At 37.7% G+C, this 25,793-nt stretch carries 24 protein-coding genes and 1 tRNA gene; 12 read left to right on the top strand and 13 right to left on the bottom strand.

The window, feature by feature from the left end:
* Positions 1–81: 81 nt before the first annotated feature.
* The 4 genes from FACI_RS07060 to FACI_RS07045 are packed head-to-tail and all read right to left on the bottom strand — an operon-like array spanning position 82 to position 6,289.
* Positions 82–519 carry a Wss1p-related putative metallopeptidase gene (locus FACI_RS07060; protein WP_009887451.1) on the bottom strand — a complete coding sequence of 146 codons (438 nt, stop codon included), beginning with the start codon at positions 517–519 and terminating at the stop codon, positions 82–84.
* Entirely contained in the window at positions 509–3,493 is a 2,985-nt protein-coding gene (locus tag FACI_RS07055; RefSeq protein ID WP_009887450.1) for a type I restriction endonuclease subunit R, read from the bottom strand. The genes FACI_RS07060 and FACI_RS07055 overlap by 11 nt, the downstream gene beginning before the upstream one ends.
* Positions 3,490–4,773, bottom strand: coding sequence for a restriction endonuclease subunit S (locus FACI_RS07050; RefSeq protein ID WP_019841670.1), 1,284 nt, complete (start codon positions 4,771–4,773; stop codon positions 3,490–3,492). Before FACI_RS07050 ends, FACI_RS07055 begins: the two co-directional genes overlap by 4 nt.
* Complete coding sequence (locus FACI_RS07045) at positions 4,766–6,289, bottom strand: type I restriction-modification system subunit M (protein ID WP_009887448.1); 1,524 nt, start codon at positions 6,287–6,289, stop codon at positions 4,766–4,768. Before FACI_RS07045 ends, FACI_RS07050 begins: the two co-directional genes overlap by 8 nt.
* Positions 6,290–6,450: 161 nt before the next feature.
* Here FACI_RS07045 and FACI_RS07040 point away from each other — a divergent pair, with 161 nt between their 5' ends.
* Positions 6,451–6,828: a MazG-like family protein gene (locus FACI_RS07040; RefSeq protein ID WP_009887447.1), complete on the top strand. Its 378-nt coding sequence runs from the start codon at positions 6,451–6,453 to the stop codon at positions 6,826–6,828.
* Here FACI_RS07040 and FACI_RS07035 read toward each other — a convergent pair.
* Positions 6,825–8,540: an ABC transporter ATP-binding protein gene (locus FACI_RS07035; protein ID WP_373693789.1), complete on the bottom strand. Its 1,716-nt coding sequence runs from the start codon at positions 8,538–8,540 to the stop codon at positions 6,825–6,827. The two genes, FACI_RS07040 and FACI_RS07035, sit on opposite strands and share 4 nt — an antisense overlap.
* Positions 8,527–10,239: an ABC transporter ATP-binding protein gene (locus FACI_RS07030; protein WP_009887445.1), complete on the bottom strand. Its 1,713-nt coding sequence runs from the start codon at positions 10,237–10,239 to the stop codon at positions 8,527–8,529. The genes FACI_RS07035 and FACI_RS07030 overlap by 14 nt, the downstream gene beginning before the upstream one ends.
* A gap of 151 nt (positions 10,240–10,390) precedes the next feature.
* Here FACI_RS07030 and FACI_RS07025 point away from each other — a divergent pair, with 151 nt between their 5' ends.
* Both FACI_RS07025 and FACI_RS07020 read left to right on the top strand, forming a co-directional pair.
* Complete coding sequence (locus tag FACI_RS07025; protein WP_009887444.1) at positions 10,391–10,771, top strand: 30S ribosomal protein S8e; 381 nt, start codon at positions 10,391–10,393, stop codon at positions 10,769–10,771.
* Positions 10,768–11,016 carry a signal recognition particle subunit SRP19/SEC65 family protein gene (locus FACI_RS07020; RefSeq protein ID WP_009887443.1) on the top strand — a complete coding sequence of 83 codons (249 nt, stop codon included), beginning with the start codon at positions 10,768–10,770 and terminating at the stop codon, positions 11,014–11,016. Before FACI_RS07025 ends, FACI_RS07020 begins: the two co-directional genes overlap by 4 nt.
* 1 nt (position 11,017) lies before the next feature.
* On the opposite strand, the gene FACI_RS09835 is transcribed toward FACI_RS07020, so the two are convergent.
* Positions 11,018–12,031, bottom strand: coding sequence for a DNA primase large subunit (locus FACI_RS09835; protein ID WP_009887442.1), 1,014 nt, complete (start codon positions 12,029–12,031; stop codon positions 11,018–11,020).
* Between the two features lies 1 nt (position 12,032).
* A complete protein-coding gene (locus FACI_RS07010) occupies positions 12,033–13,106 on the bottom strand; it encodes an aminopeptidase P family protein (protein ID WP_009887441.1) in 1,074 nt (357 codons plus the stop codon).
* Between the two features lie 78 nt (positions 13,107–13,184).
* On the opposite strand from FACI_RS07010, the gene FACI_RS07005 reads away from it, so the two are divergent.
* Entirely contained in the window at positions 13,185–14,423 is a 1,239-nt protein-coding gene (locus FACI_RS07005) for a dihydroorotase (RefSeq protein WP_009887440.1), read from the top strand.
* Between the two features lie 75 nt (positions 14,424–14,498).
* Here the strand turns inward: FACI_RS07005 and FACI_RS07000 are convergent, their stop codons facing one another.
* Positions 14,499–15,170: a phosphoglycolate phosphatase gene (locus FACI_RS07000; RefSeq protein WP_009887439.1), complete on the bottom strand. Its 672-nt coding sequence runs from the start codon at positions 15,168–15,170 to the stop codon at positions 14,499–14,501.
* Between the two features lie 39 nt (positions 15,171–15,209).
* Here FACI_RS07000 and FACI_RS06995 point away from each other — a divergent pair, with 39 nt between their 5' ends.
* A complete protein-coding gene (locus FACI_RS06995; RefSeq protein WP_009887438.1) occupies positions 15,210–15,491 on the top strand; it encodes a ribonuclease P protein component 4 in 282 nt (93 codons plus the stop codon).
* Positions 15,492–15,506: 15 nt separating this feature from the next.
* On the opposite strand, the gene FACI_RS06990 is transcribed toward FACI_RS06995, so the two are convergent.
* Positions 15,507–15,731, bottom strand: coding sequence for a hypothetical protein (locus FACI_RS06990; RefSeq protein ID WP_009887437.1), 225 nt, complete (start codon positions 15,729–15,731; stop codon positions 15,507–15,509).
* 25 nt (positions 15,732–15,756) lie between these two features.
* Positions 15,757–18,495, bottom strand: a complete 2,739-nt coding sequence (locus FACI_RS06985) for an MMPL family transporter (protein WP_009887436.1) — start codon at positions 18,493–18,495, stop codon at positions 15,757–15,759.
* A 105-nt stretch (positions 18,496–18,600) separates the two neighbouring features.
* Here FACI_RS06985 and FACI_RS10025 point away from each other — a divergent pair, with 105 nt between their 5' ends.
* Both FACI_RS10025 and FACI_RS06975 read left to right on the top strand, forming a co-directional pair.
* Entirely contained in the window at positions 18,601–19,512 is a 912-nt protein-coding gene (locus FACI_RS10025) for an endonuclease V (protein ID WP_009887435.1), read from the top strand.
* Positions 19,494–19,578, top strand: a tRNA-Leu gene (locus FACI_RS06975). The genes FACI_RS10025 and FACI_RS06975 overlap by 19 nt, the downstream gene beginning before the upstream one ends.
* A gap of 260 nt (positions 19,579–19,838) precedes the next feature.
* Here the strand turns inward: FACI_RS06975 and FACI_RS10290 are convergent.
* Entirely contained in the window at positions 19,839–20,006 is a 168-nt protein-coding gene (locus tag FACI_RS10290; RefSeq protein ID WP_009887434.1) for a hypothetical protein, read from the bottom strand.
* A gap of 107 nt (positions 20,007–20,113) precedes the next feature.
* Between FACI_RS10290 and FACI_RS10285 the strand changes: the two genes are divergently transcribed.
* The 5 genes from FACI_RS10285 to FACI_RS06955 all read left to right on the top strand — a co-directional run bounded on the left by FACI_RS10285 (position 20,114) and on the right by FACI_RS06955 (position 24,205).
* On the top strand, positions 20,114–20,266 hold the full coding sequence (locus tag FACI_RS10285) for a hypothetical protein (protein WP_009887433.1): 153 nt from the start codon (positions 20,114–20,116) through the stop codon (positions 20,264–20,266).
* A gap of 171 nt (positions 20,267–20,437) precedes the next feature.
* Positions 20,438–21,448: a bifunctional DNA primase/polymerase gene (locus FACI_RS06970; protein ID WP_148285740.1), complete on the top strand. Its 1,011-nt coding sequence runs from the start codon at positions 20,438–20,440 to the stop codon at positions 21,446–21,448.
* A 1-nt stretch (position 21,449) separates the two neighbouring features.
* Positions 21,450–23,258 (top strand): hypothetical protein, encoded by a 1,809-nt coding sequence (locus FACI_RS06965; RefSeq protein ID WP_009887430.1) that lies wholly within the window; start codon positions 21,450–21,452, stop codon positions 23,256–23,258.
* Positions 23,259–23,331: 73 nt separating this feature from the next.
* Positions 23,332–23,691 (top strand): hypothetical protein, encoded by a 360-nt coding sequence (locus tag FACI_RS06960; protein ID WP_048074064.1) that lies wholly within the window; start codon positions 23,332–23,334, stop codon positions 23,689–23,691.
* 130 nt (positions 23,692–23,821) lie between these two features.
* Positions 23,822–24,205 carry a hypothetical protein gene (locus tag FACI_RS06955; protein ID WP_009887427.1) on the top strand — a complete coding sequence of 128 codons (384 nt, stop codon included), beginning with the start codon at positions 23,822–23,824 and terminating at the stop codon, positions 24,203–24,205.
* 391 nt (positions 24,206–24,596) lie between these two features.
* On the opposite strand, the gene FACI_RS06950 is transcribed toward FACI_RS06955, so the two are convergent.
* Positions 24,597–25,562 (bottom strand): hypothetical protein, encoded by a 966-nt coding sequence (locus tag FACI_RS06950; protein WP_009887426.1) that lies wholly within the window; start codon positions 25,560–25,562, stop codon positions 24,597–24,599.
* Positions 25,563–25,793: the final 231 nt, after the last annotated feature.

Below are 25,793 nucleotides of genomic sequence, written 5' to 3'. Positions count from 1 at the left end.
CTTTTAGTGTAAATCCGACCCTCCGCACTATTGTTTTAATTCTGTGTGGTTATTTATAAGAAATTACAAAATGGTATAGTTTCACAGCTGAATTGGCAATCTTCTCTGCTTCCCACCTATATAGCGCATAGCCATCAAAAATTTCTCATCGTGGTGGCTGGAAAATATATGGGCAAGCTCATGAATCAGAATTTCCCTTATATCAACCCTTGATAATTTAATGGTATCTTCCCTTACCAGAATGGTTGAACCCTTTAGCATTGATATTATGGATTTATCCCGGAAATTTCTGACAATCTCAAAGTTTATTTCACCCACTAGGAAGAATTTGCCGCTGCTGGACAGTTTAGAAAATTCTGACTTTATGATACGCCTCAACCTCATTCTCAAATATTCTTTGAGTGCATGTTCATCAAAGGAAACGGGAATGTAAAGTATGTTTCCAGATTGTTTAGGCCTTTTCCTTTCGCTTTTTATGACCGTAAGTTTTTTGCCCATTATAGTTATTTCAGAATCCAAATGTATCCCTCAGGTTTTTGTATATAACGCCTACAGATGTCTTTTCCTTCTCTAAATCACCGGCACCGAACACTTTTATGTATGCATACCTTATCGATTTTTGGATTTTAGCCCTATCTACCTTCCGTACAATTTTTTCACCGTTCAGGAGTGACTTTATTCCGGGCCGAACAGCCAGGTTGTCACAGAATGGGTTCAGTATATCAGCATTAACATCGCCCAGGGAAATCTTTATCGCTTCCCTGAAGGCTGCTTTTGTTTCACCTTCAGTTGATTCTGATTCAGCAATTGAATCCATTGTGTCCTTTATTGATTTTATCTGTTGAAGTATTTCATCATTCACTGCTTTGGCATTTAACAGTTTCTGGTATGCGTCTACTATCCTGTCTAGAAGGCCTGGGTATCCAAATCTTCTATTAGAAATTTCTGTGTGCCATGTATTCAATGCCCTCAATGCAGATCCATAATCCCTTGTTTTTCCAAGCGTGTTCAGGTAATCCCTGTCTATGGTGAAATTGCCACGATTTTCCACGTCCAGGAAGAAATTTTCGCTGATTATCTTCTTTACCCTTTCATATGCCTCCTGCACCTTTTCACCATTAACAGCACCAAGCTTCAGGTTATTGACATATATGCCATATGCCTTAGCAAGTTGGCGGTATTTATCTATATGTAATGTGAGGTACGCTTTTGCCCGGGGAAGGTTAAGCATTGCCGTTAATTTTCTAAAATTCTTCTCAAATCTATCTGATATTTCTGGATTAGAAAGAATCTTTATCAGTTTGTTAAGATTATCATGGCTATTGTCCGAGAAATCAAAATTCCCGAAGATGGCATAGGTTTCATCCAGCAACTTAATGAAATCTTTTTCAATTTCCTCCCTTGATATGACTATGCCCTGAATGCCGGGCTTCGATGGTCCTCCCTCATATTTGTTCAGTGTCTTGTTCAGTGTCCCCAGGAGGTACACATAATCTATAACATAGCCATAATCCTTATCCCTAAATGGTCTGTCAGTACGCCCTATTGCCTGGAGCAGGCGTTCTTCAAAGAGTGGCTTGGCAAGATACATAACCCATAGCTTCGGAGAATCAAAACCGGTAAGCAGCATATCGGTAACTATGAGTATTTTCGGATTCCCAGAGATATTGAAACTTTCCGTGAATTCCTTGCATGCCTGCTTCGCATCTTTGCCGGTTCTCTTCTGGAGTTCGTCCCTGTATTCGCTTATGATGTCAGAGGATTCATTATGCCCGAAGGTCATCACGATCTCTGATGTTTCCGGTGCAAGCAATTTATCCAGCTTTCTCTTGTACATTACACATGCTTCCCTGTCCACTGCAACAAGCATAGCCTTTAATCCGGAATTTGTGTTTTCCACTTCATTTTTAAAATGGTTTGCAACGTCCCTTGCTATTGTGTCAACATTGGCATCTGTTTTATATAATTCCTTGATAACCCTTATCTTTCTGTTAAGAAGATCCTTCTCATTTTCTGTAAGGCCTTCTGCTTCCTCATCAAGTTCAAGTGCTTCATTAATGATATGATCCTTAACTGCGGGAATAGCTGCATTGTACTCATAGGCAATTGGAACGGTAAAACCGTCTTCCTGAGCATCCTTCATGGTATACCTGTCAAGGTAAACCTCACCGGGCGGGCAGAATTCCTCAAAGGTGTTTCTTATATTTCCACCGGATTTCTTCCTTATTGGGGTCCCTGTGAACCCGAAGACAAATGCATCAGGAAATGCATTTCTGAAAGTTCCAGCCATTAATCCGTACTGTGTTCTGTGGCTCTCATCAACCAGGCATATCACATTGTTATTCAGAGTAGAATCCTTAACGATGGATTTGAAATTTTCAGGGCTGAATTTCTGGATAGTTACAATAAATATTCCTGGCATAGCATTGCCATTGTTGTAGGCAATAAGATCTCCTAACTCTGTTGTATTTTTAATGTCCTTTGTAAGCTCCAGGCCCTGTATATCCGAGAAGCTTGACAATGCCTGGTTGTCCAGGTCCTTTCTATCCACAACTATTAGTATAGTTGCATCGGGCAAAGTTTTTCTTAACTGGTATGCTGTATATGCCATAATTAAAGTCTTGCCGGAACCCTGCCAGTGCCATATCAATCCTGTTTTCTTTGGCTCCTTTAAATTTTTATCCATATTATTATGGATTCTATTAAGTATTTTCTCAGTGGCCCTGAACTGCATATACCTGGCTAGTATCTTCTCGTTTCTGTCGCCTTTTTTCCTGATATGTGTATAGTTTAACAGGAGCTTTACAAAGTTATCTATATTGAAAACTCCATTTAGCAGCGTTTCAAACTCACTTCCCTGTTTGCTTTCCATCGGATATGATGTTTTCCACTTTGCCCTGGTATCTTTGCCCTTTTCATTGAAGAATAATGGGAAAAGTTCGCCATTTATGCCATTGTTAATTACAGCTATTTGCAGGTATGTAAACAAACCCTCTATACTTTCCTCATATCCCTTTATCTGGTTATATGCTTCATCTATGCTACCTGCATTGTATGGATTTTTGTTTTCCATTATTACAACAGGAATACCATTAACAAACAGCAAAATATCAGGGCGTTTATTAGATTTTCCATGTATGCTGAGCTGGTTTGTTACAATAAAGCTATTATTATATTTATTTGATTGAGCAATCAACCTGACTGTATGGATCTGCCTGTGTTCATCAATAACATTTATCCCATTCTTCAGGAAGTTTAGGAATTTAGAATTTCCATCCTTAGATGGTGTAAGCTCTTCAAGTTTTGAAACTGCATCTGAGATAAGTGAATCGGGGATCGAGTTCATCTTCCTCAGGCTATTTAGAAGTGTTTCCCTGAGAAAATACTTATTATCTTCCATATCTTCTAATTCTTCAGGAGTATTATATGTCCACCCCAATTCCTGCAGTTTTTCTATAATCCACTTTTCGCTTGAAGCTTCATCAAAACTCATACTTTCACCCTTACTTTGCCTGTGAAGAGATCATTCATCAATCCCTTTTTCAATACGTTAAGTTTTTCTCTTTTGTTTCCTAGCAGTTCCAGTTTGTTATCTACAGTGGAGAGTATTTCTCCTATTTTCTGCTGCTCTGGAAGCGGTGGCAATGGTACTACTACATCATCCAGACCTTCTTTCGATAATTCCTTGAAGGTACTGCCGGTACTAAGCGAATTCAAAAACGTAGTCTTAGATTTAAGGTAATATGCATAAAAAAAAGGGAAAGATACATCTCTATTAAGAGGCACGAGCCCCTTGCATCCTTGATTAAAGGTAATTTTTGTATTATTGATTCCAACATATCCTACCGGGGCTCTCGTAGAAATTAATATTGAATTTTCTGGAAGAATATTTAGATTATTCTCTTTCAATGCCTTTTCTGTTACTTTTCTCTCACTTGGAGGTAGGGTGATGGTATTATTTAATTTATTTAGGTCCTTTGGGGTTAACCATTCTATAGTTCCACCATGCCAATAATCTTTAACTTTAGTGGATGGAGTTGTACCGGTAATAGTTTTGAAAATTTCCCCCAATCCAAACGTATCCCATTCTTCAGGTATCTCCCCAATCTCAGTCGTTTTGAACCTTGTATGTCCAATACCCCTGGTAAGAAGTTTCTGCATCAGTCCTTTCTTTAGCTGTTCGGCCAGAGCTATCTGTTCATCCATTTTCTGTATTTCATCGTCTGCTGTGGAGAGTATTTCTGCTATTTTCTGCTGCTCTGGAAGTGGTGGCAATGGAATTTTAATTCTTTTTAGCTCTGTCTGATTAATTGATGCTTGATTTACTGCCCTCTTAGCCATACTTTTAAAAAGCTCTTTAGCTCTGTAAAATTTAAGTGAGTAAACCAGATAAGAGGGTTCTATTTTTGATTTATCAGATCTTAGAAGTAAGAGGTTCATACCATGTAGCAATAATTCCGGTTCACCTTCATATATTGCTGTTTTCCCTATATGTTCCAGACTGTTTATATGACTGAATAAGATATCCCCTTCAATTAACCTATAATCATTAATATTTTCAGTTTTAATATTATCGATATATCCAACTTTAGCTGTGTCAATTTTCTCTTCAGAAATTGTCTCAATTCTAGTAACCGGATATCCACTATCTTTTTTGTTTTGTTTATATGTTACTCCATTTTTAATAAGTGATAAAACATCACCAAGTTTGACAAAACCCCATTCTTGTGGTATCTCTCCAATCTCAGTCATCTTATATCCTACTTTAGTCAATATAACCCAGCTCCTTTAGATAACCATTAAGTTTTTCCTCGACTTCAGTTAAATCAGTATTAATCCCATTCAATTCCTCAATAGTCCCCGTAATGTCTATCGAACTCTCGTTGTTAATAGGGATCACAAAAGTGGTGACGTTTAAATTATAATCCTTTTCTTTTATCTCATCCACACTGACAACTTTTGAAAATCCATCAATTGATTCGAATTTCTTATATGCTGAAACTATGCGGTCAATATTATCATTTGTAATAATATTCAATTTCCTCATATCTGGATGTTTTCCATATTCCCTGGAAGCGTCTATGAATAATACCTTATCCCTGTATTCTTCCTGTTTTTCCTTATTAAATATAAGTATAGCTCCTGCCGCACCTGTATTGTAAAAAATCTTTTCAGGCAAAAGAGTAACTGAATCGAGAAGTTTTTCATCAACAATTTTTTGCCTGATAATCTTCTCTGAATTACTTCTAAAAAGTGCCCCCTGATCCATAATTACTGCTACTTTAGATTTTGAAGTATAAAGCATGTGTTCAATCCATGCCCAGTCTCCGTATCTCTGTGGAACGAAACCATAAGCATATCTATCCTTGAATTCTGCCTGCTTCAACGTGTCCTCGCCATAACCTTTCTGTGACCATGGGGGATTGGCAAGAACAAAATCGAAATGGCGCAAACCTGAAGCTGTTTTAAATTTTGGATACAGGAGGCTATCCCCGACTTCCAGGTGTGATTCTGATATGTCGTGAAGGATTGTGTTCATTTTAGCCAGAGCATATGTAGTTGGGCTTCTCTCCTCCCCATAAAGACCTACCCTATTTGCCTTATCCACGCCCATTCTTGATTTAACATGTTCATAGGCCTCTATGAGCATCCCGCCGGATCCGCATGCTGGATCGTAAACGCTCATTCCTGGTTGTGGGTCCAGTATATCAACCATAAGCCTTACCACTTCCCTGGGCGTGTAAACTTCACCCTCCTTGGCTTTTTCAGGTGCGAATCTCATAAGGATATGCTCATAGGCATCTCCCATGGCATCGCCCTCTATGCATTTATTTGAAAAGTTGTATTTATCGAATAGGGCAAATAGCTGCTCAAGTAGTATTCTGTTTTCCCTGGTTTTAGTAAAATCTATGAAATCTATTCTGTTTACTACCCCATCAAGTTCTTTGTTTTGCTTTGCTATTTCATTTATCGCCCTTGACATGTTTTCTGTGAGTTTATCTCTATCTTTCCTTATATTATTCCAGAGAACGTTCTCTGGAACCATAAAGCTATGGAACTCATTGCTAACTGCACGTTTGGCTGCCTCTGATTCATCTATGCCTGTTTCCTCCATGATTTCTGACATAGCATCCTCAATTTCCTCTTTCCATCTGTCGCTTAATCTTTTGATAAATAAAAGAACAAGAATATACTTATAATCCACAGATGTCCGTATCAGGTCTGCAGCATTATCCACCAGTTTAACCAGGTCATTTTTTGTAATTTTGCTAAAACAATCAACTGCCATATAACTCAAAAAGAAGAGAAGAAAAAAGTATTAAAGCATTGCTAAAAATCTCACAATATTGTCTACTCTTTAGGGGAGCAACGGTAACCGGTTAATACTCACAATAAATCCATCATAATAGGTTTCAGTCAACTATTTATTAATTTATTAAATACCATAACATGTCAGATATTAAAGAATTGGAAGGCATAGCTTCTGAATTTATAGATAAAAGAGACTGGAGGAAGTTCCACACAATAAAAGACCTTGCAATGAATTGCTCTGTAGAATCCAATGAACTTTTGGAAATTTTATTATGGAGGGATAAGGAATTTGAAAATAACATATTGAATGGCAAGGACAATAAATCACTGGAAATGATAAAAAATGAAGTCTCGGATATATTGTTTTCATGCTTTGCCATTGCAGATCACCTGCATTTTAACCTTGAGGAAGCCTACAGGCAGAAAATGACAGAACTTGACAAACGCTATGACCCGGATAAAGTAAAGGGAAAGCTGGTAAAAATACCCTCCCCGGAGCATAAAGAGGTGGATTAAATCAGTAATTTATTTTTTATGTAAAGATCATAGAATCTCGTCCCTTCACCCATTAACATGTCAGGTTCGCCCTCTTCCAGCGTTTTGCCCCTGTCTATGTAATATATATAATCAGAATGTATTATAGTCTGGAGATGGTGTGCTATGATAATTATAGTTTTTCCCTCCATAAATTTGAATATTGCACTCTGAATTATAGATTCATTTTTCATATCCAGCTGTGATGTGGCCTCATCCATTATTATGATCTGCGGGTTATTAACAGCTGCCCTTAATATTGAAACTGCCTGCCTTTGCCCTTCGGAAAGATTGGACCCACGTTCACCTACATTAGCATATAACCCCAGAGGCCCGATAATGCTGTCAAGCCCGAGGCTGGAGATTTTTTCTTTTATTTCCTCTTCCGGAATGGAATAATCTGCAAATCTTATATTTTCAAGTATAGTTCCATCGAATAGGAACGGATCCTGCAAAATTACCCCAAAAAGCTTTCTGTATTCCATGGTATTAAAGTTATTTATATCCACCCCATCCATGGTTATTGTTCCGGTGTCAGGTTTGTAAAAATTCAATATAAGATTTGATATGGTGGTTTTTCCTGCGCCTGTTTTTCCTATTATTGCTATCCTCTTGCCTTTTTCAATAACCATGGAAAGATTGTCTATTATCCTCTCTTTCCCATAGGAAAATGTGACATTGTTGAATTTGAGCTTGTCCGTGAATGCAGGTATGTTAGAACCGTTGGTTGTATAATCATTTTCTTCATCTATTATGCGGTAAATTCTCTCTATTGCTATGGAGGAAGACTGGTATGAATTATAGAACTGGGACAGTTGGACAATAGGGTTGAAAAAGCTCTGGACATAGACAATAAAGGATACAAGGATTCCAATACTTATAACCCTGCCAAAAACCTCTGCACCACCTTCATAGAGTACTATCATTATCCCTAACCCCTCTATAATCTGGACTATGCTTGAAAACAGTGAGGTAAGCCGCACTGCGCGTATATTGGCTTCATAATTATTTGAGTTGACAGTTTCAAAATTATCATTGAAAACATCTTCTGTTCCGGAGCTTTTTATTGCTTTTACCCCGTTAATAGATTCTCCTACATTGCCTGTAAGCTCTGCTATCCTTCTCCTCACATTCATGTAATTGAATTTAATTCTTTTATTCATAAGAAATACAGTTGCAAGCAGCATCGGGATAATAATAACAGCGTATACTGTAAGTAGTGGGTCAAGGTAGATCATAATAAATATGGAAGCTATAATTCCAGCTATGCCTGCAACTACCTGTGGAAGCTGGAATGTAAGAAAATCTGAAAGTGTTTCAGCATCATTGGTTATCCTGCTTATAATCTGCCCGGCATTCTTGCCTGCATAGTATTTTAATGGTACGTACTGAAGATTCCTGAATGCCCTGTCTCTGAGCCCCTTTATTACGGCCTGGGATGTATTCATCATGTATTTAGTCCGCCTGTTTTCTGCTATATAATTTATTATATAAATGCCAAGATATAGTACCGCCAGAATTATAAGTATTTTAAATTTCAGGGCTATAATAGAATCTGTAGCTATACCTATTATGTAAGGCCCGATCATTGCTATTACAGATGACGCCAGTATGGCGGAAATAATTATTGTGGAATTCCTTTTATATGCAAGTATCTCTTTTAAAAGCCTGATAAAATAATTATTCAATCGCATCACCCCTGAACTTACCGGCAAATATATCGGAGAAAGAGCCATTGCTCTTTATCAAGTCCTTAATATAGCCATATTCAGTAACCCTTCCCTTTTCAATAACATATGCCCTTTCAGCCAGCATTACAGATGAGATTTTATGGCTTATTATTATGGTGGTTTTTCCTGCGATGAATCCTTGAATTGTATTCAAAAACCTTGTCTCTGTGTCCGCATCCAGATTTGATGTGGAATCGTCAAATATAATAATCTGTGGATTCCTGATTATTATCCTGGCAATAGCCATCCTCTGTTTTTGCCCTCCGGAGAGTGTTATTCCCCTCTCACCAACCGGCGTATCATAACCTGACGGAAGGCTGTCAATGAAATCATCAAGCATGGAAAGTTTTGCTGCATTCCTTACCTGGTCATCAGTATAATCCTTTCCCATTGTTATATTATACCTGATAGTCCCTGAAAACAGTATTGCATCCTGTGATACTATGCCAATTTTTTCCCTTATCAGCTTATCATCTATTTCCTTTAACTCTGTTCCGTCCAGGTATGCGTGGCCTGTATAGTTCTTGTATAACCCCGAAATAATATTTACCAGTGTGGTTTTTCCAGCACCGGTCTCTCCAACAATGGCTACCCTTTCGCCTGGAGCTATATCCATATTAATGCCGGTTAAAATAGTTGAATTATTGCTCTTATAGCCGAGATTTTCCAGGCTTATTCTTCCATGCACCTCCGGGATCAATGTACCTTTATAGTCAGAGTTATCATTGTTTATTGCGTTAATTCTATCGAGGCTTGCCATGCCATTTTCATAGAATGAGATATAACGCCCATAAAACCTCACAGGGCGGAGAACCAGTGTAAATATATTTACCGCTGCAATGACACTCCCAACTGAGATGATGGAATCAATGCTTTCTATTCCGCCATATATTAAAACAAATCCTATTGCAAGGCTTAAAAAGAGTGCAAGAAGTGGGTTATACAGAGACCTTACGCCTGCTATTCCCTTATAATCATCGAAATATGAATCAGTGGAGTTATTAAATCTTTTAATTTCCTCCTCTTCCGCAGTGAAGCTTCTGACAACCCTGTTTCCGATAATATTCTGGTTGATCAGGTTGTTCATTGTCCCGTATTTGTCCCTCAGGGCACGCCAGTACTTTCTTTGCTTCCTCTGCATAACCAGGGTAAAATAAATTATTGGTGCTATAACCACGAAAAATATTACTGTAAATCCGTAATATAACCTGGTAAGGTCAATGCCTGCTATTATAATAAGGAATGTTACACTGAAAAGGTTAGAAAGTGACATATTTACCAGCCTCCTCAGTGTTTCTATATCCATGGTAAATTTTGAAAGTATATTGCCTGTAGAATTGCTATTAAAATATTCATAATTTTTTGCCAGCAAATGTGAAAATTCATTTTTTCTGAGATTGTAAACAAATTTCTGGCTTGCCTTATTTGCATAGTAATCAATGGCAAAATCAAATATAGATGATGCCACCGTTACACCAAAAATAAGAAGGGCAAAATGGAGGATAATAATATAGTTTTTTCCAACCAGGTTGTTGACAGCATCTCCAATATATAGTGGAACAAGCAGCCGGAGATAGGCATATGCAAGTGATGCTCCTATTACAACAATGATAAGATACCATACACTTTTGATGTTTTTAAATATAATTGAATATCTGTTCACAGTAAAATATAATTACGTCTGTTTATTTTTATTTTTTGTATATCCATGGAATTATAATATTCCTGCTTCTGTAGATGATAAACGGTTAATGATTGGTTGAGCCGTATAATACATAAATAAACTTATATAATTACAATAAATAAGGGATGATATGACAATTTATCAGGGTAAAAGTACAAAGAAGTTTACAGGAGGAAAGTTAAGGAGGGAGCATTCAAAGAGAAGGTATGAACTCGGCAGGGAACCCTCATTCACCAGAATCGGTGAGACAGAACGCAGGAGCCTCAGGACAATGGGTGGCAACAGGAAATTGCTATTGCTGAAAGAGCAGTTTGCAAACATATACAACCCGGAAGACAAAACCACAAAGAAGCTGAAAATATTAACTGTAAAAGAAAACAATGCTGATCCCCATTATGTACAGAGAAATATAATGAATAAAGGCACGATAATATCTACAGAAGAAGGAAATGCCAGAATTACATCAAGGCCCGGGCAGAGTGGAATTATCAATGCAGTATTAGTAAAATGATAACACTTTATTCACAGTATTTTAACCCCGCCATATCAAGAAAATACGGGCGGAGGATCAGCAGGGAAAGGGCAAAAAATTATTCCGATGATAAGCTGGAGCAGATATTAAGAACTATGAATCTCAAATATGAAGTGAGAGATGCCCATTATTCAAGAATTCCATATGAGGATTCAAAAATGTTTGTAATTGATGCTGATATTAAAAAATCAACAATAATAAAAATTATCAATGAGAAATTGTAGATTATTTTTTTCTATAGTTTCCTGAACTTTTCTTTTTGGCTTCATAATACTGCATGGGATGCTTTATTCTTGCACACAATGGATCATCACCCATGTAGCAGAGATGGTTAGACCTCAGGGTGGAACACTTGGGCGGCGAATACTCTGTACCTGATATTACACCTGTAATATGGTTAACCTGGTATGTTGCGAGATCCTCCTTATAATCAGGGGCAAATTTAAATAAATTTAACATATTTTCATTGCTCATCCCCGCGCTGTGGAGGAAGCTGGCAAGTGTAAACCTGGCAAGATGGGCAAGGTTTTCTCCGTCCCGCATCTGCGTAATATATGTTTTTATGCATGGAGGGAACATTGTAAAATCAACTTCTCCCAGTGATATTGTGTTTTTAGACTTTATTTCCAGGAAATCCTTCTTTATTTTCTCAAGGTCCCCTATAAACTTCCGGAAGATATTCTGGGAATCACCCGGGCCCATCCTGCTATAAACATCCATCAGTTTCTGTACAAAATCTTCCCTTAGAAGGTGTATAAACTGATTTTTGCTTAAATAGATAGTCCCCCTGCTTAGCTTCTGATATACTAACCTGTATTTATATCCTGAAATTTTTTTGTTGTTTTTAATAAAGAAATCGAATGGGATATGAAATGTATTTCCATCCACCGTTGCTTCTATCCCTGCACTGTCACAGTAAAATATAATATTTTCATTGTCTTCCTTTGAAATCCTGTTGAGTTCCCTTTCAAATACATCCCTCTGGGTAATGGCGAATCTTGATGTCATTCCAGGTTCATTTATGTAACGGAGCATCCACATTGCAATGGCAAATGCATTCTTCCCCATTGTAATATTATAGCCCTCATTATCCGCGTATTTCCGTACGACCCCATTCAGGTACTCAAATGCTTCCCTTACCGAACTGCGGTTCTCAGGAACGAGGGAGTTTACTATGCCATCTATTGCATCAACATTTTCGATGAGTTTAAAATCAACAAAAAAATTTGATGTTATCATTTTATAATTCCAGCAGTTCCCTGGGTGCAGTTGTTATTTCCTCATGGCCGCCATCCTTTATTATCAGGTCATCTTCAATCCTTACGCCGCCGAATCCCGGTATATAAATTCCAGGCTCGTCTGTAATAACCATATTTGCTTTCAGTATGAAATCGGATGATGGGGATAGTGCAGGGTGGTCGTGGACATCCATGCCTACACCGTGCCCGAGGCCATGTATAAATCTGCCAGGATATTTTTCGTCTATTATTTTTCTTGCAATCATGTCTATATCCTTTCCATTTACTCCTGCCTTCAATGCATTTTTGCTCTCCTGCTGGGCTCTTTTTACCGTTTCGTAAATATCCTTCTGCTTTTCATCAGCCCTTCCAAAAACCACTGTCCTTGTTGTATCCGAGCAATATCTGTGGTACAATGCCCCGTAATCGGTTAAAACAAAATCATTTTTCTTTAATTTTGCATTGCCTGGCATATAGTGAGGTATAGCGGAATTTTTCCCGAAAGCCACAATAGTGCTAAATGATTCCCCTGAGGCACCGTTTTTCATCATTGCATAAACTATATTCGCTGCAAGCTCAGACTCTGTCATGCCTTCCTTCAGTGTCTTTGTAAAGTCTTCAAATGAATCACTGGCTATTTTTGCTGCCTCCCTGAGATCCTTTAATTCTGATTCGTCCTTAATTTTTCTTGACTCAGCAATGGATTGTGAAACATCTATAAATTCCTTGTCTGGTATAATTTTCATTAATTGCTTATAGAGGTCTAAGGTAAGTGCAGAATAATTAAGCCCCACATTGACATCATTTTTAAATGCATTTTTGATTATTTCATTTTTTTCTGCTGTTGTATTATAGATAAGCACTTCAAATCCGGTCTCCTTTGCGGCTTCTTCCTCAAGGGCTGATGTTATTATCGTAACTTTTTCTGGCTTTACGTGAAGTAATGAACCTTCGAATATCCCTGATTTGGCTCCCGTAAGGTAAAAAAATGTTTTATCGACCTGATTTTCTCCGCCATTCATTATGAGTACAGAATCAACGTTCCTCACATAATCAAATATCTTTCTTTCTTTCATTGTTGCCCATTTTATTTATTAATATAACAATTTCGATTAAAATGGCAATCTATTTTAATTTGCCAATTATACCTTCCTATGTATGATAATGTATTTTCCGGCAAATTTTTTTTCCAGGGTTCCTTTCAGGAACTGGACATTGGTGTTGAGAGTGGAATAATAACAGATATTAAAAAACATATAAACCATGAAAGAAAGATTCTGAAGAATGCTATTATTCCTGCCGGAACAGATACGCATGTACATTTCAGAGACCCCGGGGAAACAGAAAAGGAAGACTTTTCGACCGGAAGCATTTCAGCTTTATTTGGTGGGACAACCACTATTTTTGATATGCCAAACAACAGAAGGAAAATAGATAATTATGCAGCTTATAGTGACAAGCTTGCCATAGTAAGAAGAAAGGCCTTCTGCGACTTTGGATTGTATTCCATGTTTACGGGCACCAATGCAGATATTATAAGCAGTGAATCTTCAGGGATAAAAATCTACATGGGCGAAACAACAAATGCCCCCGGTACTGTTGATTTTACGGAGAAAGGAATACAGAAGATAAATAATATGAATATTCCAGTGCTGTTTCATGCTGAAGATGGAAAATGCCTGGAAAAACATTCCGGGATAGCAAAGAACCTGAAAGAATATTCAGCCACAAGGCCCCCAGAATGTGAAGACCTTGCAATAGACAAAGCAGGGAACATGAAATTTTCTAAGGGCGTTATTACACATCTGACCCATGATTTCACCACAGCTTATGTTAAGGAAGTAACACCACACCACCTTCTTCTCAATTATGATATGCCTCTAGGGGCATATGGGAAGGTAAATCCGCCGCTGAGATCAAGGGAAACACAGAAAGAACTCCTGAATGGCTTAATCTCTGGAAAATTTAACATTGTTTCCTCAGACCATGCACCGCACATACAGAATGACAAGGTTGATTTTGAATATTCTAAAGCCGGGATAATCGGTGTTGAAACCAGGATTCCGCTTATGCTAGCCCTTGTACAGAAAAAGATACTGCCATTCGATATATTTTATAAAACATGCATATTGAATCCGGCCCTGCTGTTTAATCTCAAAAAGGGAGAAATAAAAAAGGGCAATTATGCTGATTTCATGTCAATTGATTTTTCTAGCATGGAAAGGATAAATGATTACAGGCTCCACTCAAAAACTCCGGGGTCGCCATTTAATGGATTTAATGGCATTTTCCCGTCAATTGTAGTTATGCGTGGTGAAACAGTTATAGATAATGGTGAACTGGTAGCGGATAGGATGGGAAAATATTTAAAACCTGCCGTGGACAAATCCTAAGGCTGGATTTATATAAATATTTCCTGTCTGGTTGAATGCAGCATAGATAATGGGTTAAACGCCTTTTATTCCATATCAGATAATATTGAATTTTGCCATTACATCGCCTATTTCATACCCATATGATTCGGGGGATACATAATCGCTAATAGATTTTAAAGAATCTGTTGCATTATCCGGGCATGCCTTTTTAACAGGAAGGGTGAACATGGCATTATCATTATCAGAATCACCGACAACCAGAATTTCATCCCAGTTAGCGTTAAACATTTTCTTTAAAATTTCCACTGCATACCCTTTGTTCTGACCGGGATTCATTATATGCCAGGTAAACTTGCTATTTACAATTTCCAGATTCCATTTTTCTGCTTCTTTAGATACAATGGCTTCATTTCCCGGGTCCATTGAAAATGCAGCAGATGTTTCCCGCCACTGGTTTGTGAAATATGGAGTGGCTAATGACCTGCTGGATATGTATTCAAGGAATTCTAATGGCTTTGTTTTGTCAAAAAATTTCTCTATTGAACCATTATAATACATTATGCCGCCATTTTCACCGAATACCGGGGCGTTGATGCCAAGAAATGTTTTCAATCCGTACATTACCGGTATAACATTGCCACTGATCAGTGATATTTGCAATCCGCTTTCTATGCCCTTCTTTATGCTGGTTATCGCTTCCGGGCATATAATGCGGTTCTGGTCCGTTATAGTCCCATCCACATCAAGCGCCATAATTTTAATCATAAACGGCAATATTTATAAGATTAATAAATATTTATAGAAATGAAAGACCGGGTACTTATAAACATATCAAAGGAACGGATGCAGACACTTTTCAATGAAGCAGAGAATACAGAAAACATTGCACTGGCAAGAAGATATATAAGATTAATGGAGAAAATAGGGATGAGAATGAATATTTCGGTAAATACTTCCATAAAACATTCTTACTGCAAGCATTGCAAAACGCCATATAAGAACCCTGGAATCAAACTGAAAAATAAAATGGTACAGGTCCGCTGCCCCTACTGTGGTGAAATAAGGAGGATCCCGTTTAAGAAATAGAAAGATGCAGAATTTTTAATCCAGAGTTTCGATTTCAAAGTAAACGTTAAAGCCCTGCAGTGTTGCCTGTATTTTGTCCGCAAACCATATTGCATCGTCGGCTGTTGCTGAATCAGGCCACTCGTAAACCATATCCTGTTCACCTTTTATAAGCGAGAAACCAAGAGACCTTAATCTACCTACTATTTCACTGGGCTTTGTACCCTCACTGTTGAATATCACCTTAAGGAATGTCTTCATATCACCTTAGTGCCGCAACGTATAATTATTTTTCCTTAGGCAGGTCCTTTCCGATCCTTGATGGCCACCAGTTATATTTATCCATTACTGTCATAATCGCAGGGACAAAAAACATCCAGCTTACGAAGGTATCTATCAGAACACCCAGGGCAAGCCCGACTCCTATTTCTTCTATTATGCCCAATCCACTGAAATATAATGCACCGAATGTTGCAAATAACAGTAAGCCCAGTGTAATTATGACACCGCCATTTTCCACTATGGAATCCTTAACAGCCTCTGCTGTGTTCATTCCCTTTGAAATGTTTTCCTGGACTTTGGTAATCATGAAAATATCATAATCGAGCCCTACGGCTAACAGGGTGATGAATACGAATAATGGAAGGAATATAATAACAGGCAGGTGAAGCAGGTAATAGAAGATAATGTATGTAAGCGACAGTGCCAGCATAACAGCAGCCATAACCATAAGGATGAGCCTTACAGGTGTTAATGCAGATGCAAGCTGTATCAATAGGATGATAAATATTGTAATTCCAAGCAAAGGAACCATATTATTGAAAGAGTGGGATGTGAAAGAATATGCATTGTTCAGATATTCTGTAGTTCCGCCAACATAAGCAGTATAGTTGCCTGAACCGTTGACTATTGAGGGCATTTTATTTACATAGTTCGTTGAAGGATTGCTCCAGGCCACGTTTGAAAGGTACACTACAATTTCAACAGATTTGTGGTTATGCCCTATATATGTGGCAGTTTGATTTAGATACTGACTGCTATAAACTAGTGAAGATACAAGATCCGTGTAATTGACCTTCTTTTCATATGGATATCCGGGCCCTGAAATGCTGTGGACATAAGGCGAAGCCGCAAGTTTATCCTCCATTGCAAGGGTTTGATTATACTCTGTACTATTAAAAGTAATAGCCCCGGTTGTATTATTTACAGTCATAATTGGTGATGTGAAATTTACCATTACGTATGCAGGGTCAAACAGGTCATATCCCAGGGAACTGTTAATTACGCTTGTTGCCTGGACACCACTGCTTGCAGGAATCAGTTCAAAAACATCCATGTTTGTTGGTGTTGTGGAATACAGGAACAGTGCTCCAAGTGCCACTATAACAAATATTACTATGATTTTTTTCCTGTTATTTAAAGCAACATGTGCAACTTTTTCCATTGATTTTTCAAATGGAAGTTTCTGGTTTTCTTTAATTTTTGCAGGCCAGTAAGTTTTCTTTCCCCACTGTGCAAGTATTGCAATTAACAGTGTGTTTGCAATAATTATCGTAACCACCGCAGCTATGGCATTGGTAAGCCCGGCATCACTGAATATCGGTATATTTGATATCCATAATATAATATATGAAAGTGCAACAGTTGTACCTGATGTGAATACCGCATGCCCTGCCCATTTTGAAGATTCAGGTATTGCATCTTTGTTTTTTGCCCTCAATTCTGATCTGAATCTTGATAGAATATACACAGAATAATCTGAAGCTATACCTAGAATTAATATTAAAAGCAAAGTGGGTGTTATAAAAGATATGGTTGTGTGGAAAATATATTTATATAGCAACCCGTTAATTCCAGCGGATATTACAGCCGAAAAAACAAATATAAGGAACGGAAGGAAGGCGGTAACAGGAGACCTGAAAAACAATCCTACAATTATTATTGAAACAATTATTCCTATTATCAAAGCCACAATCATGCCATGTATTGATTCACTGGCCAGCTGGTTATTGGCTACTGTAGACCCTGCGAGATAAAATGAACTCGATGATATTTTGGAGCTATATGTCTTTTCGATTGAATCTATGTGTGACTGCTGTGCAGCTGTAATATTGGTCTTATAGGAAAATATCATTATCAGTGTTGAATTTTTCTGATTCATTAAGGATGATGAGCCATAGCTGGACGGCAATACCGGAAATTTGTTGTATGTTGTATTGTTGATGATATTGCTAACAAATGCACTGTAATTCTTACCTGAATTGTTATATAATGAGTATAAATAATTACTGTAATAGGGTGAGTTGATCTGTATAAGCGGGTTAGCTAAAGGTTTTGCGTTGTTTATTAAATATATCTGGGAACTATTTACAAGGCTTACAACATAACTTTCCATGTAGGAGGGGTGACTTTCAAAGGATGTCATATTATTATAAATGTTATCCACAAACCCGTAGATTTCATTAGGAGTTGTGAAATTTAATTCAAAAAGTAAGTCTTTAAAGGTTGAATTGTAGGGAGAGGTTTGCGTAATATTATCAACAGCCATGGTTACGTTATGGTTCTTAGATAGATTTGTTAATGTATATCCTATCAAGAAGTTTGTACCAGTTTCCAGCTTATACGTACTATTTGAATAACCCATTAGTGTCTTATTTTCAACTGTAAAAATACTTGTAGTACTATTATACCCCACATTTATGCTTTTTAAATATGAATCCATAGAATGCTGGAACGCCATCATATCCCTGCTTATTGTAAGGTTATCTATGGGAGTATTATTTGAAACAATAATTATGGATGGATCGGACGAACTACCATTAAATTGTGCGCTCAGTATATCATTTGCCTTACTTGACTGGGAATTTTTTGTGACCAGGGAATTTGTAAGGTTATATGAAGTATCACTAAATATAAGGGTTGCCGGATATGCCATAAGCAGGAACAATATTATCCAGAATACCAGTACTTTTTTCTTATTTTTCTTGACATATCTGCCAACCTTGTAAAAGAATGACTCGAACATTGGAGGTGTATTAAATGATAAAATTTAAAGTTTATGAGTAAATGATTCATAAAATGAATAAAATTATTCTGAATAATAATATATGGTAATTGCGTATAGTTTTTGATGAATTATACACATATTAACCTCTATGATTATTTCTATGGCCTTGTTAAGCAGATACCTGAAGGTTATATAACGACCTATGGGGAACTTGCAAAAGCTCTTGGAGATATCAGGGCGGCAAGGGCAGTTGGATATATGCTGTCAATAAATGAAGATCCCGATGGGATACCATGCTACAAGGTTGTACACACCGATAGAAGGATGGGAAAATATGCTTTGGGGGTAGAAGAAAAAGCCAGGCGTTTGAGAAAGGATGGAATTATAATTTCCAATGGAATGGTTGAAAATTTTAATGAACGGTTTTTTTCAGATTTTAAAACAGATTACCCGCTGGCAAAATTACAGGAGGAGCAGGAAAAAATAGCTTCAATGGCCGATTTTGCCGGAGATCGGGATGAAGAAAATTATGCTGCTATAGACGTATCATATGAAGGGCGTACAGGTTACGGTGCACTTGTATACTATGATTCCGGTGAATACATGGTAAAAAATCTGGAAATGAAGGTTAATTTCCCATACATACCCGGTTATCTGGGATACAGAGAAAGCCCGTTTATTGAAAAGCTTTCCGTGAATGTTGATGCATTGCTGTTGATTGATGCCAATGGATTGCTACACCCCAGAAAGTGTGGATTGGCAACATTTGCCGGTGTTGTGCTTGGCAGGGCTACAATTGGGGTAGCAAAATCGCTTCTGATGGGAAAAATTGATGATACGGGATATGTAGTTTACAATAATGAAAAACTCGGGTATGCAATAAATAAGCATACCATAGTAAGCCCGGGTAATATGATAAGCCTCGAATCAAGCATAAAAAAGATAAAGTTATTAGGAAAAAATAAATATCCAGCTATCCTGAAAATGGTCCATAATGAAACTGTGGCTATGAGGAAGCGGAGATTGCCGAGCTAGGACAAAGGCGATGGATTCAGGGTCCATTTCCGCAGGGATTCGTGGGTTCAAATCCCACTCTCCGCATTATATTCTGATTTAGTGCTCCTGTTAAAAATCACAAAAACTTTTTGTTGTATATCTCTTATGTTTATAAATGGGTCTGTCCGTATTCCATTATTAACATAATCAAGTCCTTTATTTTAACATGAAATAGTATTTAAAGAAAATTGCCCTTTCTATGAACTCATTAATAGTCAACATCTGCACGGATGGGGATTTCTGTATTATTCTTCCTACCAGCTTCTCTTTATCGGTTACTGGCCCCGGGAGGGAAGAATAATGAATTATTCGTCACGTTTTCTGTCTTCAATCCGTTCCATTTCATTCCGTGCGGAAGAATTGACAAATTCTGAAACAGACCTGAAGCCTAATTCTGAATACTTTTCTATAAAATTCTTAATGTTAAAAAACAGTTCTTCTGGAATTTTCACATCTTTATACGTTTTCGCCATGAATGTCTCATATTATAAGAGTATAAAAAAGATATTAGACATATATGGCGAAATATTTATAATCAAAAAAGTATTTAGACATATATGTCTAACAAGAGGTGCAGAATATGAAAGTCTGGAAAGACATTAAAATTCCCGCGTCATTATTCGATGAGATCCAGAAATTTGTAGCAAAGAATGAGGCATATAATTCTGTCTCGGACTTTGCACGGATTGCATCCATGAAAGAGCTGGAAAAGTTGGAAGGCGATAAAAAATGAAATCACCGATATTAGCAGGTATCACAATAGAGCTGGGGGAGTCCAAATGACCCAAGTGTCCATTGTACAATTGAAGTACAAAGCCCTCAAACTCCCAGAACCTGTAAAATCGCTGATTCTGTCAAAACCCGACACTATGGATAGTACTGAGTTAATATCTAAGCTGGGGACATGGGACAAACTCTTAGCAATGGAGGTCACTCAGAAATGAAAAATTTTACTGCTAGTTATAAAGGCAGTTCCATTATTACTAATAAGAATAATGAGAACGAGGGTAAAAACATTTCTACCTCTGAAAGGATTGAAATTGCCAGAGAGGCAATAAACTTTTTAACGGCTTATCCAAGAATAAGGGCCATACTTGTATCGCCACATGATAAAATTCCATTTGAACACGCCTGGCAGAGTTCCTGTAATTATCCGGCGTCATCCGAAAAGATACATAACTATCTTCTAAAAGGAGGCAACTGGGGGTTGATGCACCCGGCAGGCATGTCTATTGGAATTGACGAGGACAATGAAAAAATAAGAAATGCGGCACTATCTCTGGGGGACACTGCAAGATTTAATACTGGAACACCAGGGCATTTTTGTGATCTATTTTTAATCAAGGATGAACCGGTAGGCAATATTCCGTTAATAGATGGGGCTTATATAAGGGGGAAAGGTGGCCAGAATCTTGGGCCGGGTTCTATACACCCGAATGGCAACATATACGGAAGTATATATTTACATTTAGTCCCCCCTGTCGTTGTAACCAAATCTGAATTGTTAGAGGTATTCAAACCTTATATCAAAGGCAAAGAAAAGCTGTCAAAAAACGATTCAAAACCGGAATATAAACAGCCGTTAAACCCCTATTCCCTTACAATGAAAGACCTGATTAATGTTTCCGGTTTTAAGCAAAGTGGATCAAAATATCAGGGGCCACATCCAATACATGGAAGCGCAACTGGAAATAATTTTGTTGTTGATTTCGAGTTAAACGAATGGTATTGTTTCCGGCATGGCACAGGCGGAGGGCCTCTTCAGTGGATAGCCGTTTCCACGGGGGTTTTTGGATGCGAGGAATCGGTTCCTGGAAAGATAAAGGGAGATTTGTTTTGGCAAGTGATAGCTGCAGCCCATAACAGATACGCGTTAAGCTATGAAAAACTTGCAAAAGCCTTAGGGACTGCATAAAATGGCAAGCAAAGATAACAAAGATACAGCAGAGGATGCCAAAAGGAAATTCAAAGAAGGTGAAATGAGGGAAAATCCTATTGCGAGGGGCTTAAAGCTTCTTGCGGGCATGGATACGGATCACGCTTTCGAGGAAAACGGAAAGGGCTTCAACAAAATCGACACGGAACTGGGGCATGCACTAGCCAACAAAGAGACCTTGACCTATGAAGAATTGAAAACCGCGAAAACTATTCTAAGGAAATACAAGGCACAACTGGGTGCGAACCTCTATCTTGAGGTTATCAACTTCACACCAAGCAAGAAAAGTGATAAGGAAAAACAGGAAAACATGAGTGCCATTTATAAAACACGCTTTAACCTTGACGGTTTCCATTATGCCGAGTTTTCAGACGATGGGCAGTTCAGGTTCCTGAAGTATAGATATAGTTCCTTCGAGGTTGTGGATAGTGTTGAGGTTCCGGATCCTGAAGATCCTGAAAAGGAGTACACTGTAGTGCCGGCTCCGCAGATAGCTCAAACAAAAAAGGATAGAATACTTCAGGAAGAGGAAACAGAACCAGTCAAATTTCCAGGAAAACCCCAAAGATACGATTCGGAATACGGGCTCTTCAATGAGATAAGAGGGTTCATTCACACTTACGTAGAACTAAGGCCAGATGACGAGATTGTTCTCTCCCTTTACACGCTCAAAGCTATCCTTTTTGATGCTCTCAAGGATTCCTCCTTCCCGTTCGTGCACATGATTGCCCCATACGGCAAAGGGAAATCCCGCCTGCTGACTGTCCTGTGTGAGTTAACCCCATACGGCTTTTATGCCATAGATATTAAGTCAGCGCCTTTGAAGCGTGTTTCCGAACTCTACAAAGTAATATTGTTTGTTGATGAGAAGGGACAGATGGACCAGGAAACTTCAGCAATAATCAACGCGAAATACAACAGAAATTCTATAGTGCTCAACGCAAGCACCGAGATACAGTCGGGGTTCAGCTCCATCATTGGTTACTCTATCTACGGCCCTATGTTACTTGCAGGAAGAGAGCCATTCAAGGACGATGCAATAGAATCAAAAAGCTTGCAGATCAACATGGATTATCCATTGAACCGTGAGGACATACCACGCAAAATCAAAGGGAAAATATACGAGGCATACATAGCAAAGGCCCGGGAACTCAGAAGCAAGTTGCTGCAATTCCGTATAAACTGGCACGATAAAATAAATAATGTGCAGCCAAGTGAATTCCTTAAGAAATATGAAGACAAGACAGAGCCCCGGCTTTTCGAAGTTATATCATTTTTCGAAGATCTAATCGAGATAATTCCGGAAATCAAACCCGAAATCACGAAGGTTCTGGAAGATCAGATCATAAGAAATGTTGAGGTTGCGAGGGGGACTCCCAACGGCATTATAGCTGAAACAGTCCTCAGCAAGATTGATTCAGGCGAGGATCAGTGCGAATATACAATAAATGGGAAAGCACATACGGGGATATATCTTACTTCAATCTATGAGGATATTGGAGAGAACTATAAACAGAGAGCAGGGAGAATCCTGTCAGCACTGGGCATCAAGACAGACAGGCCAAGGGTAGAATTCACACGCAAAACACAGGACCGGATGGAAACGTACAAGAAGAAAATATCCGTTGTTAGGATTCCAGATGACAAAAAGCTCAATGAATTGAAATCCAGATATGACCCAGAATACATGAAAGCAATTTTATCCAGTATTTTTAAGGCTCAGCAAGCAATCGTGGACGAACAGGACGAACAGGACGAACAACGGGGAACTCCACATAAAAAAAAATGAAGAGAAAGAAAATAATGAAAAAAAAGAGGGCACCTTCCATAATAATCGTCCTAATAGTCCTAATCGTCCAGCATTGGATGGTAAAACCGCGATTTCCGATGTCCAGAGTGATTTTTCTACTAGCAAGGAAATGAGAGGAGACGCAGAACCCGTTAATGTTCTTCCAGAAAAATTCAATGCTGAGATAACTAAAGAACTTATCGATGCAATAAGGAGGAAATTATCTACTGAGAAATTTATACTGGATGGCAATACTGGCTCCTCATTTGACAAGAAATATTTCCAGCTATATATCCACCCAACTAAACTTTCACTGGAGCGCTTTATCCATTTAAAAGAGATAATGAAAGGTTTCGGCTTTGACTATTCTTCTATCCAGGAACCATACGGAATAAGATTTATTCGTAAAATAGGGGGTGTGAGCAATGATTAATACCGTATTTTTAAAAAATTAAAATACCAGAATTTTAATGGTTTTCAGGGCTTAGATTGGTATATGTGTATGCAAGAATGGTTTAAAAAAATAGGGATAGGCGGCAATACGGAAAATCAAGGTGCTATGAATGACACTGAATCAATTGGAAAAATTTAAAATTAAGAGGAAAGATGACTCATACCTATCGTATTATACATTGATAAGGGTTAGAGGATCTAAACCGGTGCCATGTTTTGCAGTGCCATCCCACCTTTACAAATATTCAGAACATGAACTGGGATTATACCTGAAATACCATAAGAATTACTGGGGAAAACTGGGCAAATTCATGAATACAAAAGATAACCAGTATATGGAAATATTAGACCGTGAAATGGAAGAACAGAAACGGAATATCTGGGAAGAACTCAAAAAAACCATAGTTTCAGATATATCAGAAATTCGGTATGAAATACTGACCGGTTTTGATTTTAGCCACCTGGGAAAACAGAAGATTAAGAATACCTTTTAAAATCGCTGTTTTAAATTGAGTTCCCAAGAGGCAAGAATAACATTCCCTGAAGATGATGGGGATGAAGGACCGGGTGAACTTTAACGATAAATATTTTCCAAACCACGTGTTATATTACCTTTAAGACATTTTAACTCACTTATTTCTTTTATATAAAGCCGTATTATAAAATTAAATCCCTGTAAAATTGCCTTATTTCGCATTTTCCTTATAATTTTTAATTGGTCTTACCCCGGTATAATAAACCATAACCATGCGTCAAAACTATGTTGTGATTACCTCGGAGATAGAGAGAGAAGCTTTGCGTGGTGTGCTGTTATAGACTTTTATTAAAGATGGGAATTCAAAGGCATTTAAGTCTCAAAAAAGCTAGCGTAGAGAGACCTTATGATTATTCATGACTTACTTCAATAATCTCTGCGAATTTATTTAGGACAATCTTGTCGACAATATATAATTCTCCATCTTGCACCTCAATAGGTTCCATTTCTGACTTCTTTTCAACCCATTCCCAGTACGAAGGAGCCATTTTGACGTATTTGAATATTATATAAGGATTTCCTTTTTCTTCCTGATCTACTAGTTCTACCTTGAATAAATATACATTTTTGATATCTTCATTCATAAGTGCAATCTGTATGTAAGACCGAATCATTAAACCAGTACCAAAAATGATTAGGGATACTATAACGATTTCTGGCGACCTATATAGAGAGTATACCCAATATAGATAAACTGGTATAATAGATATCAACAGTATAACGCCTATGAGGCGAACCAAATCCCATTTGCTACCTTTTATTTCTTCGCTGTTCCTCAAGTCAGATTCACCTTGAACGGCAAACTCACGATCAGAGTTTTTATCAATCCTATTACGCCTACTAATAACTGAAATTCTCAAAAACCATGGTCTATAGTTAAAATTTTCGTATTTAATCAAAATCTGGTTATCCTTCAATGTGTGGTCTGGGTGCGAGACTATGTGAAGGTTTGAATAGAATTCAGAATAAGATGTAAAATCACAGCTCATACACTTATATAACCTCAGATAAACACCCTTTCCGTTGTGATAAGACTTTCTCATAGCATGAGTGAGCCCATAATAAAGCTCTATTAGGGCAATAATAAAGATAATGCTCAATTCAAACACAAGGGAGTGGGAATATGCCAGATAACCAAAACCGCGAAAACTATTTATTATAACGATGATGAATTGAAAGGTAAATGTCAGGACAGCAAAAAATGCAGTATACTTGAAAATGTTAAATTCCGGATTATTGCTTGAGAAGAAATTCCGATCTTTATACAGTAACTCCTCTATTATTTCTTTTTTTGTTATATATCCGTTTTCACTCACAAAATAATAAGATAGCCATTACTATTAATTTTTACTATCAACAATTTAAGGCTCAAAAGAAATCTTTCATAATAGACTTCGTTGTTTATATCAAAGATCTAGGATCACAAATCATTTTTGTGTAATTCCGGTAGCTGATACAGCTACAATTAGAGAAATGTTCCAAGTGGTGTGTCCTTTGTAAGTACACAAGATACTATGAGCATATAGTCGAGTCATTGAAAGACAACA

The sequence above is a fragment of the Ferroplasma acidarmanus Fer1 genome (assembly GCF_000152265.2).
Classification (GTDB): Archaea; Thermoplasmatota; Thermoplasmata; order Thermoplasmatales; family Thermoplasmataceae; genus Ferroplasma; species Ferroplasma acidiphilum.
The sequence above is the reverse complement of the archived record's forward strand: the minus strand, read 5'-3'. Positions and strand labels throughout refer to the sequence as shown.

What these genes read in the sequence shown, in the direction of transcription:
- FACI_RS06990 (WP_009887437.1), bottom strand. Translation starts at nt 15,731, where the DNA reads ATGAAGACATTCCTTAAGGTGATATTCAACAGTGAGGGTACAAAGCCC.
- FACI_RS07045 (WP_009887448.1), bottom strand. Translation starts at nt 6,289, where the DNA reads ATGGCAGTTGATTGTTTTAGCAAAATTACAAAAAATGACCTGGTTAAA.
- FACI_RS10285 (WP_009887433.1), top strand. Translation starts at nt 20,114, where the DNA reads ATGAAAGTCTGGAAAGACATTAAAATTCCCGCGTCATTATTCGATGAG.
- FACI_RS06985 (WP_009887436.1), bottom strand. Translation starts at nt 18,495, where the DNA reads ATGTTCGAGTCATTCTTTTACAAGGTTGGCAGATATGTCAAGAAAAAT.
- FACI_RS06955 (WP_009887427.1), top strand. Translation starts at nt 23,822, where the DNA reads ATGACACTGAATCAATTGGAAAAATTTAAAATTAAGAGGAAAGATGAC.
- FACI_RS07020 (WP_009887443.1), top strand. Translation starts at nt 10,768, where the DNA reads ATGATAACACTTTATTCACAGTATTTTAACCCCGCCATATCAAGAAAA.
- FACI_RS07010 (WP_009887441.1), bottom strand. Translation starts at nt 13,106, where the DNA reads ATGAAAGAAAGAAAGATATTTGATTATGTGAGGAACGTTGATTCTGTA.
- FACI_RS10290 (WP_009887434.1), bottom strand. Translation starts at nt 20,006, where the DNA reads ATGGCGAAAACGTATAAAGATGTGAAAATTCCAGAAGAACTGTTTTTT.
- FACI_RS10025 (WP_009887435.1), top strand. Translation starts at nt 18,601, where the DNA reads ATGAATTATACACATATTAACCTCTATGATTATTTCTATGGCCTTGTT.
- FACI_RS06970 (WP_148285740.1), top strand. Translation starts at nt 20,438, where the DNA reads ATGGGACAAACTCTTAGCAATGGAGGTCACTCAGAAATGAAAAATTTT.
- FACI_RS07000 (WP_009887439.1), bottom strand. Translation starts at nt 15,170, where the DNA reads ATGATTAAAATTATGGCGCTTGATGTGGATGGGACTATAACGGACCAG.
- FACI_RS07040 (WP_009887447.1), top strand. Translation starts at nt 6,451, where the DNA reads ATGTCAGATATTAAAGAATTGGAAGGCATAGCTTCTGAATTTATAGAT.
- FACI_RS07035 (WP_373693789.1), bottom strand. Translation starts at nt 8,540, where the DNA reads ATGCGATTGAATAATTATTTTATCAGGCTTTTAAAAGAGATACTTGCA.
- FACI_RS07025 (WP_009887444.1), top strand. Translation starts at nt 10,391, where the DNA reads ATGACAATTTATCAGGGTAAAAGTACAAAGAAGTTTACAGGAGGAAAG.
- FACI_RS07005 (WP_009887440.1), top strand. Translation starts at nt 13,185, where the DNA reads ATGTATGATAATGTATTTTCCGGCAAATTTTTTTTCCAGGGTTCCTTT.
- FACI_RS09835 (WP_009887442.1), bottom strand. Translation starts at nt 12,031, where the DNA reads ATGATAACATCAAATTTTTTTGTTGATTTTAAACTCATCGAAAATGTT.
- FACI_RS06995 (WP_009887438.1), top strand. Translation starts at nt 15,210, where the DNA reads ATGAAAGACCGGGTACTTATAAACATATCAAAGGAACGGATGCAGACA.
- FACI_RS07055 (WP_009887450.1), bottom strand. Translation starts at nt 3,493, where the DNA reads ATGAGTTTTGATGAAGCTTCAAGCGAAAAGTGGATTATAGAAAAACTG.
- FACI_RS06965 (WP_009887430.1), top strand. Translation starts at nt 21,450, where the DNA reads ATGGCAAGCAAAGATAACAAAGATACAGCAGAGGATGCCAAAAGGAAA.